This is a genomic window from Pseudomonas sp. (genome assembly GCF_032058845.1).
GTDB lineage: Bacteria > Pseudomonadota > Gammaproteobacteria > Pseudomonadales > Pseudomonadaceae > Aquipseudomonas.
The window spans coordinates 33,551-48,023 of the sequence record NZ_DAMCCR010000024.1; the positions used below are offsets into that span (position 1 = coordinate 33,551).

At 63.2% G+C, this 14,473-nt stretch carries 15 protein-coding genes; 8 read left to right on the forward strand and 7 right to left on the reverse strand.

Features of this window, described 5'->3' with window-relative positions; genetic code table 11:
- Positions 1–82 precede the first annotated feature (82 nt).
- From RT028_RS07140 to RT028_RS07160, 5 genes are all read left to right on the forward strand, one after another.
- Entirely contained in the window at positions 83–619 is a 537-nt protein-coding gene (locus RT028_RS07140; protein WP_312933958.1) for an ATP-dependent zinc protease, read from the forward strand.
- 5 nt (positions 620–624) lie between these two features.
- Positions 625–2,160 carry an inactive transglutaminase family protein gene (locus RT028_RS07145; protein ID WP_312933960.1) on the forward strand — a complete coding sequence of 512 codons (1,536 nt, stop codon included), beginning with the start codon at positions 625–627 and terminating at the stop codon, positions 2,158–2,160.
- Positions 2,160–3,140: an alpha-L-glutamate ligase-like protein gene (locus RT028_RS07150; protein WP_312933961.1), complete on the forward strand. Its 981-nt coding sequence runs from the start codon at positions 2,160–2,162 to the stop codon at positions 3,138–3,140. Before RT028_RS07145 ends, RT028_RS07150 begins: the two co-directional genes overlap by 1 nt.
- Positions 3,141–3,563: 423 nt before the next feature.
- Positions 3,564–4,928 (forward strand): aminodeoxychorismate synthase component I, encoded by a 1,365-nt coding sequence (pabB, locus tag RT028_RS07155; protein ID WP_312933963.1) that lies wholly within the window; start codon positions 3,564–3,566, stop codon positions 4,926–4,928.
- A gap of 328 nt (positions 4,929–5,256) precedes the next feature.
- On the forward strand, positions 5,257–5,991 hold the full coding sequence (locus RT028_RS07160) for a phosphoadenylyl-sulfate reductase (protein WP_312933965.1): 735 nt from the start codon (positions 5,257–5,259) through the stop codon (positions 5,989–5,991).
- 320 nt (positions 5,992–6,311) lie between these two features.
- On the opposite strand, the gene cysB is transcribed toward RT028_RS07160, so the two are convergent.
- The 3 genes from cysB to RT028_RS07175 form a co-directional block, all read right to left on the reverse strand.
- Positions 6,312–7,286, reverse strand: a complete 975-nt coding sequence (cysB, locus tag RT028_RS07165) for an HTH-type transcriptional regulator CysB (protein WP_312933966.1) — start codon at positions 7,284–7,286, stop codon at positions 6,312–6,314.
- A 123-nt stretch (positions 7,287–7,409) separates the two neighbouring features.
- Positions 7,410–7,907 carry a universal stress protein gene (locus RT028_RS07170; protein WP_312933968.1) on the reverse strand — a complete coding sequence of 166 codons (498 nt, stop codon included), beginning with the start codon at positions 7,905–7,907 and terminating at the stop codon, positions 7,410–7,412.
- Between the two features lie 109 nt (positions 7,908–8,016).
- Positions 8,017–8,967: a putative 2-dehydropantoate 2-reductase gene (locus tag RT028_RS07175; protein WP_312933970.1), complete on the reverse strand. Its 951-nt coding sequence runs from the start codon at positions 8,965–8,967 to the stop codon at positions 8,017–8,019.
- A gap of 249 nt (positions 8,968–9,216) precedes the next feature.
- Between RT028_RS07175 and RT028_RS07180 the strand changes: the two genes are divergently transcribed.
- A complete protein-coding gene (locus RT028_RS07180) occupies positions 9,217–10,293 on the forward strand; it encodes a 3-deoxy-7-phosphoheptulonate synthase (RefSeq protein ID WP_312933972.1) in 1,077 nt (358 codons plus the stop codon).
- A 337-nt stretch (positions 10,294–10,630) separates the two neighbouring features.
- Here RT028_RS07180 and RT028_RS07185 read toward each other — a convergent pair whose 3' ends face one another.
- A complete protein-coding gene (locus RT028_RS07185; RefSeq protein WP_016714752.1) occupies positions 10,631–10,912 on the reverse strand; it encodes a GNAT family N-acetyltransferase in 282 nt (93 codons plus the stop codon).
- Positions 10,913–11,403: 491 nt separating this feature from the next.
- Here RT028_RS07185 and RT028_RS07190 point away from each other — a divergent pair, with 491 nt between their 5' ends.
- Positions 11,404–11,655 (forward strand): Lpp/OprI family alanine-zipper lipoprotein, encoded by a 252-nt coding sequence (locus tag RT028_RS07190; protein WP_312933975.1) that lies wholly within the window; start codon positions 11,404–11,406, stop codon positions 11,653–11,655.
- Between the two features lie 118 nt (positions 11,656–11,773).
- Here RT028_RS07190 and RT028_RS07195 read toward each other — a convergent pair whose 3' ends face one another.
- The 3 genes from RT028_RS07195 to RT028_RS07205 all read right to left on the reverse strand — a co-directional run bounded on the left by RT028_RS07195 (position 11,774) and on the right by RT028_RS07205 (position 13,802).
- Positions 11,774–12,751, reverse strand: a complete 978-nt coding sequence (locus RT028_RS07195; protein WP_312933977.1) for a L,D-transpeptidase family protein — start codon at positions 12,749–12,751, stop codon at positions 11,774–11,776.
- Between the two features lie 106 nt (positions 12,752–12,857).
- Positions 12,858–13,139, reverse strand: coding sequence for a hypothetical protein (locus RT028_RS07200; protein WP_312933979.1), 282 nt, complete (start codon positions 13,137–13,139; stop codon positions 12,858–12,860).
- Between the two features lie 57 nt (positions 13,140–13,196).
- Positions 13,197–13,802, reverse strand: a complete 606-nt coding sequence (locus tag RT028_RS07205; RefSeq protein ID WP_312933981.1) for an arylesterase — start codon at positions 13,800–13,802, stop codon at positions 13,197–13,199.
- Between the two features lie 10 nt (positions 13,803–13,812).
- On the opposite strand from RT028_RS07205, the gene RT028_RS07210 reads away from it, so the two are divergent.
- A partial coding sequence (locus tag RT028_RS07210) for an ABC transporter ATP-binding protein (protein ID WP_312933983.1) occupies positions 13,813–14,473 on the forward strand: 661 nt, incomplete at its 3' end.

The window sequence follows — 14,473 nt, forward strand, 5'->3', positions numbered from 1 at the left end:
GACGCGATGGCAGCTCAATGAGGATGGCAAGGCCCTGCGCCCTGCATCCTGCCTCGACTTTGCACCGTACTGCGCCAGGATTATGAACTTCACACCCGCCCTACCGTTGCTCTGCCTTCTAATGCTGCCGGCCCCAGGCCAGGCGGCAGAAAAGACCGTGTACGGCCTGAACGAGTACGCCCGCCTGGGTGGGCTCGACCTCGAAGTGGCAGCCAAGCTCGACACGGGCGCCAAGACCGCTTCGCTGAGCGCCCGCGACATCAAGCGTTTCAAGCGCGACGGGGAAAGCTGGGTGCGCTTCTACCTGGGCATCGACTCGGCCCACAAGCACCCGATCGAACGCCCACTGGCCCGCGTCAGCAAGATCAAGCGCCGCGCCAGTGACTACGATGGCGAATCGGGCAAGGCCTATACCGCCCGCCCGGTCATCGAACTGGCCATCTGCATGGGCCAGACCCAACGTACCATCGAGGTCAACCTCACCGACCGCAGCGCCTTCCAGTTCCCGTTGCTGATCGGCTCGGAAGCGCTCAAGCACTTTTCCGCAGTCGTCGATCCAAGCCTTAAATACGCGGCCGGCAAACCTGCCTGTGCCCCCGAAGCTCCTACCGCAGAGTAATTCCGATGCGTTCTCTTACCCTTCACCTGAAAGTCCTGATCACCGTTCTGGTGCTCCTGGGCGTAATGGTCACGGCCTATCAGATTTTCTTCCTCGGCATTCCGGTGACCGAAGACGAAACCGACGACTTGTGGAACATCGATGCCAAGGTCGAGTTCGTGGCCAGTTCCAAGGATCCGGTCAAGGTGCAGATGTTCGTGCCGCCGCTCAATCGTGATTACGTCAGCCTCAACGAGAGCTTCATCTCCAACAACTACGGCGTGAGCGTCAACCGCGCTGACGGCAACCGCAAGGTGACCTGGTCAGCACGTCGCGCCAATGGCAACCAGACGCTGTACTACCGCCTGGTCCTGACCAAGCGCTTCAGTACCGAAAAAGCCAAGATCAAGGGCCCGACCTTCCGCGACAGCCTGGCCGTCGATGGCCCGGAGAAGATCGCCGCCGAAGCCCTGATCGCACCGATCCGCCAGCATTCCGCTGACGTCGAAACCTTCGTCAGCGAAACCATCAAGCGGGTCAACAACCCCAACGACGACAACGTCAAGCTGCTGCTCGCGGGCGACACCTCGTCGCTGAACAAGGCCAAGGTCGTCAATCTGCTGTTGTCCATCGCCCACGTACCGGTGGAGAAGGTGCATACCATTCGCCTGGTCGCAGACACCCCGCAGAGCCCTGAACTCTGGCTGCGCAGCTTCAACGGCAATGACTGGCTGTACTTCAACCCCGACACCGGTGAACAAGGCCTGCCCAGCGACCGCCTCATGTGGTGGAGCGGCGACGAAAACCTGATCACCGTCGATGGCGGCAAACGCGCCAATGTCACCTTCAGCCTGAACAACAGCGAGATGAACGCCATCCGCCTGGCCAAGCTGACCGACGAGAACACCGACGCCGATTTCCTCGAGTACTCGCTCTACAGCCTGCCGCTGCAAACCCAGCAGACCTTCATGATCATGGTGATGATCCCGATCGGTGTGCTGGTGATCCTGGTGCTGCGCAACCTGATCGGCCTGCAGACGCTGGGGACGTTCACCCCGGTACTGATCGCCCTGGCCTTCCGCGAAACGCAACTGGGCTTCGGCATCATCCTGTTCACGGTGATCACCGCGCTGGGGCTGTCGCTGCGCTCCTACCTCGAACACCTGAAGCTGCAGATGCTGCCGCGCCTGTCGGTGGTGCTGACCTTCGTCGTGGTACTGATCGCCGCCATCAGCCTGTTCAGCCACAAGCTGGGCCTGGAGCGCGGCTTGTCGGTGGCGCTGTTCCCGATGGTGATTCTGACCATGACCATCGAACGCCTGTCGATTACCTGGGAAGAGCGTGGCGGTGGCCATGCCATGAAAGTGGCGATCGGCACGCTGTTCGCCGCGTCCCTGGCGCACCTGCTGATGATGGTGCCGGAGCTGGTGTACTTCGTCTTCACCTTCCCGGCCGTGTTGCTGATCCTGGTGGGCTTCATGCTGGCGATGGGTCGCTACCGCGGCTACCGCCTCACCGAGCTCGTGCGCTTCAAGGCGTTCCTGAAGAAGGCTGATGCCTGATGTTCGGACTGATCAAGACCTGGAAGGCCCTGGAAGCGCGGGGCATCATGGGCATCAACCGGCGTAACGCCGACTACGTGCTCAAGTACAACAAGCGCAGCCTGTACCCGGTGGTGGACGACAAGATCATCACCAAGGAACGCGCGCTGGCGGCCGGCATCCATGTGCCGGAGATGTACGGCATCATCGAGACCGAGAAGCAGATCGATACGCTGCACGAGATCCTCGGCAAGCGCAGCGACTTCGTCATCAAGCCGGCGCAAGGCGCCGGGGGCGACGGCATCCTGGTGGTGGCCGACCGTTTCGAAGACCGCTACCGCACCGTGTCGGGCAAGATCATCAGCCATGAGGAAATCGAGCATCAGGTTTCGAGCATCCTCACCGGGCTGTATTCGCTTGGCGGGCACCGTGACCGCGCGCTGATCGAGTACCGCGTCACCCCCGACCAGATCTTCAAGAGCATCAGCTACGAAGGCGTGCCGGACATCCGCATCATCGTGCTGATGGGCTACCCGGTGATGGCCATGCTGCGCCTGCCGACCCGCCAGTCGGGCGGCAAGGCCAACCTGCACCAGGGCGCCATCGGCGTGGGCGTCGACCTGGCCACCGGCGTGACCCTGCGCGGCACCTGGCTGAACCGCATCATCAGCAAGCACCCCGACACCACCAACTCGGTGGACGGTGTGCAGTTGCCGAACTGGGACGGCTTCATGAAGCTGGCCGCCAATTGCTATGAGCTGTGCGGCCTTGGCTACATCGGCGTGGACATGGTGCTGGATCAGGACAAGGGCCCGTTGATTCTCGAACTCAACGCCCGCCCTGGCCTGAACATCCAGATCGCCAACGACTGCGGCCTGACCCAACGCACCCATGCCATCGAGGCGCATATCGAGGCACTGGCCAAGGAAGGCCGGAGCGAAACGCCTGAAGAGCGCGTGCGGGTGACGCAGAACCTGTTCGGGCACGTGCCGCAGCACTGAGGGCCTGCGCTTCACAGGCGGTTGCAGCGCCGGCGCATCATGGGCCGCGTATCGAGGTGTTGGTACGTGGTCTGTGATGCGCCGGCGCTGTCGTTCAGGGGCATGGGTGGGTGAGTTTGCCGGTGATGCCGAGCCGCCTTGCAGGGGCTTGCCCAGGTGGCGCCTGAGCCGATCAAGGCGGGCAAAGCCCGTCCTATGGGCGATGGGGCTGACCGTGGGGCTGTGATGTCCGTCCTGAGAGCGCTGGCGCTGATCAAGGCCGGTGATGTCCGTCATGAGGGCGCTGGGGCTGATCACCCTATCGCCGCACGTGATCCTATTCGCCCAGCGCTGGCCAGCGCGAGAATGTCGCTCCGACGCTAGGCGCCTTTCCTACAGCGGACTACAATCGCCCTCCTCGCTTTGCCAGCCCTGTCCCGAGCCATGCCGACCTGTACGCTCCACCCGCTGCCCTACCAGCCTGACCCCGCCGTCTACTTCGCTCACCTGCGTGCTGCGCCGGGTGCAGTGCTGCTGGACAGCGCCCGCCCGCACGCCGAACGCGGCCGTTTCGACCTGCTCAGCGCCTGGCCGCTGGAACAGTTCCACGCGCAGGCGGCTGAGCGCGGCGACGACTACCTCGCGCGCTTGCGCCAGGCGCTGCGCAGGCTGGGTGCGGCGCAGTTGCCAGACGGCTGTGAGCTGCCGTTCGCAGGTGGCCTGATGGGTTATCTGAGCTATGACTTCGGTCGGCGCCTGGAGCCCTTGCCGGCGCACGCAGTGGATGATCTGGGGCTGCCAGACGCGCAGTTGGGGCTGTACGCCTGGGCGCTGGTCACCGACCATCACCTGCGGACCAGCCAGCTGGTGTTTCACCCTTACCTGAAGGCTGACGAACGCAATCGCCTGGTGCACCTGTTCGCCTCCGGCTGTACTTCGCCGGCTGGCCACTTCCGCCTGCTCGCGCCCATGCGCGGGGACCTGCAGGCAGCGCAGTATCACGCCGCGTTCGACCGCGTTCAGGCGTACATCCAGGCCGGCGACTGCTACCAGATCAACCTCACCCAGCGCTTTCGAGCACCGTGCGAAGGGGACCCCTGGCACGCCTATCAAGCGCTGCGTAGCGCCTGCCCTACGCCGTTCTCGGGCTTCCTGCAACTGGCTGACGGCACGGCGCTGCTGAGCTTCTCGCCCGAGCGCTTCATTCAAGTGCGCGGCCGCCAGGTGGAAACCCGTCCGATCAAGGGCACCCGCCCCCGCGCCAGCGCACCCGATCAGGACGCCGCCAACGCCCGCGAGCTGCTCGACAGTGCCAAGGACCGCTCGGAAAACCTGATGATCGTCGACCTGCTGCGCAACGACCTGGGGCGCACCTGCGAGATCGGTTCGGTGCAGGTGCCCGAGCTGTTCAGCCTGGAAAGCTACCCCAACGTGCACCATCTGGTCAGCAGCGTCACCGGGCGCCTGGCGGCGGGCAACGATGCCCTCGACCTGATCGCCGGCAGCTTCCCCGGCGGGTCGATCACCGGCGCGCCGAAGATCCGAGCCATGCAGATCATCGACGAGCTGGAGCCTGCTCGCCGGGCGCTGTATTGCGGGTCCTTGCTGTACCTGGATGTGCGCGGCGAGATGGACAGCTCCATCGCCATCCGCAGCCTGCTGATCAAGGACGGCCAGGTCAGTTGCTGGGGCGGGGGCGCGGTGGTGGCCGATTCACACTGGCAGGCTGAATACGAGGAGTCGATCGCCAAGGTGCGGGTCCTGATGGAAACGCTGCAAGGATTAGGCGCGCGGCCTGCATCGCCTTGATCGCCTTGGTCGGCTTGATCGCCGATCAGGCTGGCGCGCAGATGGGTGCCTGCGCCAGCGCATGCCGCGTCTGCGACTGTTTGCGCGTGCGGAACTACTGCGTGGGCTGAACCTGGGCTGATCATATGGCGCGCAGATGGGTGCCTTCGCCTGCGCATTCCGCGTCTGCGACTGTCTGCGCATGCTGAACGGCTGCGTGGGCTGAACCTGGCCTGATCAGCTGGCTGCCGCCTGCCAGCAAGCCTGCCCCCATCGCTGTCCTGCCATTTTTTGTTACCATCTAGCCACTACGAGCGCCCAGCGCCACTATCACGATGGAAACCGCCTGATGAGCCAACCTTTCGACGTCGCCGCCCTGGCCGCGACCTACGCCAGCAAGTCACCCCAGGACATCCTCAAGCTCGCCTTCGAACACTTCGGTGACGATCTGTGGATTTCCTTCAGCGGCGCTGAAGACGTGGTGCTGGTGGACATGGCCTGGAAGCTCAACAAGCAGGTCAAGGTGTTCAGCCTCGACACCGGCCGCCTGCACCCCGAAACCTATCGCTTCATCGAGCAGGTGCGCGAGCAGTACAATCTGCCGATCGAACTGCTCAGCCCGGACCGCGACAAGCTCGACGCCTTCGTCAAGGAAAAGGGCCTGTTCAGCTTCTACCGCGATGGCCACGGCGAATGCTGTGGCGTGCGCAAGATCGAGCCGCTGCGGCGCAAGCTGGCCACCATCAGCGCCTGGGCCACCGGGCAGCGCCGTGACCAGAGCCCGGGCACGCGCAGCCATGTGCCGGCCATCGAAGTGGACGGTGCGTTCTCGACGCCCGAGCGGCCGTTGTACAAGTTCAACCCCTTGGCGCAGATGACCAGCGAAGAAGTCTGGGGTTATATCCGCATGCTCGAACTGCCCTACAACAGCCTGCACGAGCGCGGCTTCATCAGCATCGGCTGTGAACCCTGCACCCGCCCGGTACTGCCGCGACAGCACGAGCGCGAGGGGCGCTGGTGGTGGGAGGAGTCAACGCAGAAAGAATGCGGGTTGCACGCCGGGAACCTGATCAGCAAAGCCTGATTGCCCCTGCAATGGAACCAGCTTGCCGCGAATGTCCATCAGGTGATTCGCGCTGCCATCCCTGGAGCTGCCGTGCAGCCCATCGCGGCTGACCGGGGTGCCGCACCGGCCGCTTCCCACCCTGACCGCGCCTCTGCAGCGACCGTTTCGTCAAGCTGAACCCTGTTGGAGCGACTTCAGTCGCGATGGGCGGCGCAGCCGCCCCAATCGCTCAGTCGGTTATGTGCCTGGCGTTAAGCGTCGCTTGAGTCAGGGCGGCGGCGCCGATTACGAACTGATCGACATCAGCCTCGCAGAGCGGCTTTTCAGACCGGTGTCAGTCAGTGCACAGGCAACTCAACGCCTTCGAACAGCGCCTCGAGCTCTTGCTTGTTATGGCACTGGATCGCCTTGGCCATCACCTCGCGGGTCAGGTGCGGGGCGAACTTCTCGATGAAGTCGCACATGAAGCCGCGCAGGAAGGTGCCACGGCGGAAGCCGATCTTGGTGATGCTCGGCTCGAACAGCTCGCTGGCGTCCAGGGCCACCAGGTCATTGTCGAGCTTGGCATCGACCGCCATGCCGGCCACGATGCCCACGCCCAGGCCCAGCCGTACGTAGGTCTTGATCACGTCGGCATCGGCCGCGGTGAAGACCACCTTCGGCGTCAGGCCACGATGGCTGAAGGCTTCATCGAGCTTGGAGCGGCCGGTGAAACCGAACACGTAGGTCACGATCGGGTATTCGACCAGCGCCTCCAGGGTGAGCTTGGGCAGCTTGCTCAGCGGATGGCCCTGGGGCACCACCACACAGCGGTTCCATTTGTAGCAGGGCATCATGATCAGATCGTTGAACAGCTCCAGCGCCTCGGTGGCGATGGCGAAATCGACGGTGCCATCGGCCGCCATCTCGGCGATCTGCATGGGCGAGCCCTGATGCATGTGCAGGGCCACATCCGGGTACTGCTTGATGAACCCGCTGATCACCGGTGGCAAGGCGTACCGCGCCTGGGTGTGGGTGGTGGCGATCGACAGCGTGCCTTTCTTCTCGTTGGAGAATTCCTGGGCGATCTGCTTGATGCTTTCGACCTTGCGCAGAATTTCACCGGCGGTGGTGATGATGCGTTCGCCAGCAGGGGTCACGCGGGTCAGGTGCTTGCCGCTGCGGGCAAAGACCTCGACCCCCAACTCATCCTCCAACAGGCGAATCTGTTTGCTGATCCCGGGTTGAGAGGTGTACAGGCTCTGCGCCGTGGCAGACACGTTGAGATCGTGGTGCGCCACCTCCCAGATGTAGCGCAGTTGTTGAAGCTTCATAGATGTCCCTCGAATCGCGTTGGGTCAGCAGCGGGTGGTGACGGTTTATAACTATATTAGTGGTTAAACCTACAAATCTAGAACTTTTCATCAGGCCGCGAGGGAAATGACTGACAAATAGATTCAAGACTTCCTACGCCCAAGGTGTTGCGAGAGCGGAACCATGTAGACCGGCACCGTCGACAGCTGCAACAAACGCACAGCGGTCCGGCCAATCGGCACATCCACACCGGCGCCATGACTGTGGCTGCCGAAGATCAGCAAATCGGCCTGCACCCGCTCCACCTGATCGAGAATCACCTGCGCCGGATCGCCCTGGCGTACGCGTACGGCCTTGATCAGCGCCAGATCGGCGGCCTCGCCGAGTTCATCGCGAAAGTTCTCGAGCACCCGCTGCTCGATGGTGGCCAGCACGGTGTTGACGCCCTGACTGTGCAACTGGTCCAGGGTGCGCTCGTCCAGATAGCTCTGCAGCAACGATTCGGCAAACTGGCCCATGGGCTCTACCGCATGAATGACATAGAGGCTGGCATCGAACGTACGCGCCATGGCCAGCGCGTGCTGCATCACGAAAGGGGCATACACGCCGAGGTCGCTGGCGTACAGCAGGGAACGAATCATTCGGCCTCCTCGACTGCCACAGCGGCAGGGCACGGTTGAGCTTAGCAGCGCCTCACGCGGTCGCAGGGCCGCGTGGCACGACGCGCAGACGAGGCAGGCAGAGCCCGAATCATCCCTGCCGATTGGCCCGATCGATGAATGACAGCGCCTGGTACAGGGCCTCGATGCGCGGCAACTGGCAACCGGCCGCGCGGGCACGCGCCAGTGGCTCGGCATAGATCGCCTGCAGTTCGAGCGGTCGTTGCTGCACATGGTCGTGGTACATGCTGGGCCAGTAGTCGGGCATCTGCTGGGTGACACGCAGCAGGTGGCTGGCATAGTCGTCGTCCACTGCATGACCACAGGCCTGCGCGCCCTGCACCACCTCGCCCATCAGCGCCTGGATCAGCGCGCGGCTGTCGGCATCGCCCATCAACGGCGTGGTGCTGGCGCGCAACAACACCGACAGGCCGTTGTAGGGCACGTTCCAGACCAGCTTCTGCCAGCGCGCCAGACCCAGGTCGTCCATCGCCTGGGAGTCAAGACCTGCGGCGTGGAACAGCTGCGCAGCGTCAGCGACGATACCCAGGCGCTCATCGTCTGCGGCCGGGCCACTGTGGTAGCCCACATTCACCGCGCCCAATGCCTGGTGGCGGATGATACCGGGCGCCTGGCGGCTCACGCAGATGAAACACAACCCACCGAGCAGGTGCATGTCCTCGCGCAGCGCCGGGCGCAGTTGCTCTTCCACACCCAGGCCGTTCTGCAGCAACAGCACCTTGGCGCCAGGGGCTGCGGCCTGCACGATCAGCGGGGCCAACTCGGCATTGCTGGTGGCCTTGGCGCCGATCAGCAACCAGTCGCACGGCGGCAGGTCGGCCGCGTTGGCATAGGCCTGCACCTTCATCGACACCGCGCCGTGCACGGCGCTGTCGAGCGTCAGGCCCTGCTCGCGCACGCGGGCGTAGTCGCTGCGCAACAGAAAATGCACATCGAAGCCGGCGCGGGCCAGCATCAGGCCGTAGAAGCCGCCAATGGCGCCGCTGCCAATGATACCGATACGTACAGGGGTGGACGTCATCCGCTACTCCAGGGGGCTTTGACAGCGGCCATCTTGGCACGCAGACCAGGCCGAGTTCGAGCCCGGCATGGCGTTTGGGGCAACGACCCAGCGCTCAGCCCTGCAAAAACCCCACGGCGGTCGGGGTTTGCCCATTGTCGCAGGCCCCGTTAACGCGCTAAGGTTCGGCCCTCCCCCGCTGCGAACAATCTGCTGCTGGGCCGTACGGGGTTGCTGGCGGCCGGCACCCGTGACCTGACGAGTAACACGATGGCTGATTTACCGATCGATGACCTCAACGTCGCCTCCAACGACACGCTGATCACCCCCGATCAGCTCAAGAAAGAAATCCCCCTCAGCCGCAAGGCCCTGGACACCGTGACCAAAGGCCGTGAAGTGGTGCGCAACATTCTCGACGGCAAGGACCATCGCCTGTTCGTGGTGGTGGGCCCCTGCTCGATCCACGACCTCAAGGCCGCCCATGCCTACGCCGAGCGTTTGAAGGTGCTGGCTGAAGAAGTGTCGGACACGCTGTATCTGGTCATGAGGGTGTATTTCGAGAAGCCACGCACCACCGTCGGCTGGAAGGGCCTGATCAACGATCCGTACCTGGACGACTCGTTCAAGATCCAGGATGGCCTGCACATCGGTCGGCAACTGTTGCTGGACCTCGCCGAGCAAGGCCTGCCCACCGCCACCGAAGCGCTGGATCCGATCTCGCCTCAGTACCTGCAGGACCTGATCAGCTGGTCGGCCATCGGTGCACGCACCACCGAATCGCAGACCCACCGTGAAATGGCCTCCGGCCTGTCCTCGGCCGTCGGCTTCAAGAACGGCACCGACGGCGGCCTGACCGTGGCCATCAATGCCTTGCAGTCGGTGTCCAAGCCGCACCGCTTCCTGGGCATCAACCAGCAGGGCGGCGTGTCGATCGTCACCACCAAGGGCAATGCCTACGGCCACGTGGTACTGCGCGGTGGCAACGGCAAGCCCAACTACGACTCGGTCAGCGTTGCCCTGTGCGAACAGGACCTGGCCAAGGCCAAGATCAAGCCGAACATAATGGTCGACTGCAGCCACGCCAACTCCAACAAGGACCCGGCCCTGCAGCCGCTGGTGATGGACAACGTGGCCAACCAGATTCTGGAAGGCAACCAGTCGATCATCGGTCTGATGGTGGAAAGCCACTTGAACTGGGGCGCCCAGTCCATTCCGAAGAACCTCGAAGACCTGCAATACGGCGTGTCGGTGACCGACGCCTGCATCGACTGGGCGGCCACCGAGACTGCCCTGCGCAGCATGCACGTCAAGCTCAAGGATGTGCTGCCCAAGCGCCAGCGCGGCTGATCATTGGCACAGACACAGGAACGCCGGGCAATGCCCGTAATGGTGTTCACTCAAGCTGAATTGATATGACCTGGGGCTGCTTTGCAGCCCATCGCGGCTAAAGCCGCTCCCACAGGCTATGCCTACGCTGTGGGAGCGGCTTTAGCCGCGATGGCGTTTGGGAGCAGCTTCAGCCGCGACGGCATGTGGGAGCAGCTTGAGCCGCGACGGCGTGTGGGAGCAGCTTGAGCCGCGACGGCGTGTGGGAGCGGCTTCAGCCGCGATGGGCCGCAACGCGGCCCTAGTCGCTCAAGCAAACAGCATTACAGGCAATGCCCGGCGTTCTCACAGCGTCGATTCACGCTTTGCTGGAGTGGCGCTGCTGGCGCTCCATGTAGCGTTCTACATAGGAACATGACGGGATGACGGTGTAGCCCATCTGTTCGGCGTAGGCCAGTGCCTGCTCGGTCAAGGCGGCGGCGATACCGCGACCGCGCAGGGCGTTGGGTACGAAGGTGCGATAGATGTCCAGCGTCTGCTTGCCCAGGTCCATGTACGTCAGGTAGGCCCGGTGACCGTCCACATTGGTCTCGAACTGATGACCGGCCTGGTCATGGTGGATGGTCAACGCTTCACTCATCACAGCTCCTTGCAGGTCTTCTGGCAGACCTTCGCCTTATCGATAGGGTAATGACGGCTGGACCGCCTCCGCGCCCCCGTTGCGCATTCGACAGCGCAACTTGCACAATCGTTCTGCCAAGCGCAACGCTTGAATAGTAGGCGTTGTGCAACGGGTTACTCAAGCCGTGACCGGCAAATATTAAAGCGAACGGGCTCGCGCTGAATCATGCAAAGATCGGCGGGATATTCAATAAGCGTAGACGCTGGAGGACAGGAAAAGTCACCCTTAGTTCAACGGAAAAGTTACTGCTTAAGTGCCTTCAGCCCCTGTGGGCTCAAGGTGCCATGACTGTTCCCTGATACGCCGACGAGGCCAGCAGATTTTTTTAAGGCTTCTTGCGTTCAGTCAGTTTACTTACTACAAGTAATGGGTACTATGTACGCCGGCCAGTTTCTCATTTCGAGAGATGGCTCTATTTAATAGATATAAAGTCCTTGAAGGGGAACACGATGAACAACGTTCTGAAATTCTCTGCTCTGGCTCTGGCCGCAGTTCTGGCTACCGGTTGCAGCAGCGTCACCAAAGAAACCGAAGCTCGCCTGACCGCTACCGAAGACGCAGCAGCTCGCGCTCAAGCCCGTGCAGACGAAGCTTACCGCAAAGCTGACGACGCAATGGCCGCTGCTCAGAAGGCTCAGCAAACTGCTGACGAAGCCAACGAGCGCGCTCTGCGTATGCTGGACAAAGCCAGCCGCAAGTAATAATCCTCACGGATTATTGTTAAGCCGATCCCTTGCCGGATCGGCTTTTTATTGCCTGTAGAAAAGCCCGCGTGAAAAAAAAGCCCGCACAGGGCGGGCTGATCACGCGCAAGCGCGCTTATTGCAGTTCGGGCGGAAGACCGTTATCCCCTGCCGCCACGCCGCCATGGGCCGAAGGCACCGCGATCTCCACCGGCATGCCATCTTCGGCAGCGACCACATCACGCACCATGTCCCAGTTCATCTGCAGGCTGTTGGCCAGGTCTTCACGCTTGAGCAAGGCATTGATCACCGCCGTGTGCTTGTCGACCACCGACGGATTGCCACTCTCGTCCAGCGGCGTGTGCGCCTCGAGATAGACCTTGCCGGCACTGACGCCAAACTTGTATGGCTCGTTGATGATGCGCACCGAGGTGCCCACCGGAACCAGCCCCGAAAGTTGCAGCACGTTGTTGTTCAACATGCGGAAGCAACCGTGGCTGGTGCGCATGCCAATGCCGAACTTCTTGTTCGAGCCGTGAATGAGATAGCCCGGAACACCCAGGGTGAACTTGAATGGCCCAAGCGGGTTGTCAGGGCCTGCCGGCACCACGGCCGGGAGGATATCGCCATCGGCGGCGTGCTCGGCACGGATGGAGGCAGGTGGGGTCCAGGTCGGATTCGGTGTCTTGGCGATGATCTTGGTGTTGGCGATTGGCGAACCCCAGCCCTCACGGCCGATCCCCAGCGGGAAGGTGTACACCACGCTTTCGCCTTTGGGGTAGTAGTACAGGCGGTACTCGGCCAGGTTGATCACCACCCCTTCGCGCGGGCCGGGTGGCAGCACGTAGCGGGTGGGCAGGATGATTTCGGTGCCAGCGCCTGGCAACCAGGGATCGACGCCCGGGTTGGCCGCGATCATTTCCAGGTAACCCAGGTCATTGGCCGTGGCGATATCGGCGAAGGTGTCTTCGTACTTGGCGGTGACCGTGCGCACCTGGCCCACCACATCTTCACCTGGCGGTGGTAATGGCAGTTCCAGCGCGACAGCGGGGCCTGCAACCAGCAGGGCGGCCAGAGTCAGGCAACGGGCAACGACAGGAAAGCGCGGCGACATCCAGTGGATCCTTGGCAATCGGGTTCAAGACAGGCAAGTGTACACGCGCGCCACGGGGAGCGGGAGGCGCGCGCTCGTGCAGCCGTGGGCAGATGATGAAAGGCGCTCAGAGCAGTGGCCAGACCGGCCGCGTACCGCCCCGCTGGGCCAGCAGGATGGCTTTGCACAGCTGGCACAGCCGCTGGTCGCGATAGAGGCTGCGGGTTGCCACCGACCAGCGTGGCTGCGCCGGCAGCAGGCTGCCGCACAGGGTACGGTCGGCCGGCGCACCGAGTTCGAGCTGGCGAGTGACAAGGTGGACACGGACTTCCTGACAGGCGAACAGATCGAGTTGCTCATCAGGCTCGATCAATTGGTAAGCGAACAGGGACCAGGCAGGGCGCGGCATTGGGGGCACTCGAAACGGGGGCGCAACTTTAGCCGAAAGCCACCCCCGATTAAAGCGTCAAAGCAGCGGTTTAATGATTGGCCAGGCGTTGTCCAGCAGGCGCTGTTGGGCACCCAGGGCTGGGTGTACGCCGTCGGCCTGCATCAATTCAGGCACACCACCGACCCCCTCCAGGAAAAACGGCACCAGCGGAACGTCCTTGGCCTTGGCCAGGTCCGAATACACAGCAGCGAACGCGGTGGTGTAGCGAACGCCGTAGTTGGGCGGCAGGCGCATGCCCAGCAGGGCCACCTTGGCGCCACTGTCGCGGGCCTTGTCGATCATCGAGGCAAGATTTTGTTGCAATTGATCAGGACGCTGCCCGCGCAGGCCATCGTTGCCGCCCAGTTCCACCACCACCAACGTTGGCTTGTGTGCCTGCAACAGCGCTGGCAGGCGGGCCTGGCCGCCGGCGCTGGTGTCACCACTGATGGAGGCGTTGACGACCTGGGTATCGAAACCCTCTTGCTTGAGGCGTTTCTGCAGCAGGGTTACCCAACCCTTGCCGGTATCCAGGCCAAAACCGGCGCTGATACTATCGCCGACCACCAGCAACGTTCCCGCCACCGCAGTCTGAGCCAGACAACACAGGACCAGACCGACACTCAACCACCCTCTTCGCATTGGATTCTCCATGGGCCCCAGCATTCTCGTTGCGCAGAACCTTAGCAAAGTGGTCACCAGCGCGGAAGGCGAGCTGACCATTCTCCACGAACTGTCACTGACCTTGGCCGAGGGCGACAGCCTGGCCATCGTCGGCGCCTCGGGTTCGGGAAAATCGACCCTGCTCGGCCTGCTCGCCGGCCTTGACCGGCCCAGCGCCGGCACGGTCATCCTGGCCGGCAAGGACCTCGCCCCGCTCGATGAAGACCAGCGCGCCCAGGTCCGCGCCGAACACGTCGGCTTCGTGTTTCAGTCGTTCCAGTTGCTCGACAGCCTCAACGCGCTGGAGAACGTCATGCTGCCGCTGGAGCTTGAAGGCCGGCGCGATGCGCGCGAACACGCCAGTGAGCTGCTGCAGCGCGTCGGCCTGGGCCAGCGCCTGAGCCACACGCCGCGCCAGTTGTCGGGCGGCGAGCAGCAACGGGTGGCCATCGCCCGGGCCTTTGCCGCCCAACCCTCGGTGCTGTTTGCCGATGAGCCGACGGGCAACCTCGACAGCCTGACCGGCGAGCGCATCAGCGACCTGCTGTTCGAGCTCAACCAGGAACGCGGCACCACCCTGGTACTGGTCACCCACGATGAGCGCCTGGCCAAACGCTGCCGCCGCTCGATCCGCCTGGATGCGGGCCGCC

Bases quoted from the DNA above. Each gene is read 5' to 3' on its own strand.
- RT028_RS07140 (WP_312933958.1), top strand. From the start codon at position 83: ATGAACTTCACACCCGCCCTACCGTTGCTCTGCCTTCTAATGCTGCCG.
- RT028_RS07145 (WP_312933960.1), top strand. From the start codon at position 625: ATGCGTTCTCTTACCCTTCACCTGAAAGTCCTGATCACCGTTCTGGTG.
- RT028_RS07150 (WP_312933961.1), top strand. From the start codon at position 2,160: ATGTTCGGACTGATCAAGACCTGGAAGGCCCTGGAAGCGCGGGGCATC.
- pabB (WP_312933963.1), top strand. From the start codon at position 3,564: ATGCCGACCTGTACGCTCCACCCGCTGCCCTACCAGCCTGACCCCGCC.
- RT028_RS07160 (WP_312933965.1), top strand. From the start codon at position 5,257: ATGAGCCAACCTTTCGACGTCGCCGCCCTGGCCGCGACCTACGCCAGC.
- cysB (WP_312933966.1), bottom strand. From the start codon at position 7,286: ATGAAGCTTCAACAACTGCGCTACATCTGGGAGGTGGCGCACCACGAT.
- RT028_RS07170 (WP_312933968.1), bottom strand. From the start codon at position 7,907: ATGATTCGTTCCCTGCTGTACGCCAGCGACCTCGGCGTGTATGCCCCT.
- RT028_RS07175 (WP_312933970.1), bottom strand. From the start codon at position 8,967: ATGACGTCCACCCCTGTACGTATCGGTATCATTGGCAGCGGCGCCATT.
- RT028_RS07180 (WP_312933972.1), top strand. From the start codon at position 9,217: ATGGCTGATTTACCGATCGATGACCTCAACGTCGCCTCCAACGACACG.
- RT028_RS07185 (WP_016714752.1), bottom strand. From the start codon at position 10,912: ATGAGTGAAGCGTTGACCATCCACCATGACCAGGCCGGTCATCAGTTC.
- RT028_RS07190 (WP_312933975.1), top strand. From the start codon at position 11,404: ATGAACAACGTTCTGAAATTCTCTGCTCTGGCTCTGGCCGCAGTTCTG.
- RT028_RS07195 (WP_312933977.1), bottom strand. From the start codon at position 12,751: ATGTCGCCGCGCTTTCCTGTCGTTGCCCGTTGCCTGACTCTGGCCGCC.
- RT028_RS07200 (WP_312933979.1), bottom strand. From the start codon at position 13,139: ATGCCGCGCCCTGCCTGGTCCCTGTTCGCTTACCAATTGATCGAGCCT.
- RT028_RS07205 (WP_312933981.1), bottom strand. From the start codon at position 13,802: ATGCGAAGAGGGTGGTTGAGTGTCGGTCTGGTCCTGTGTTGTCTGGCT.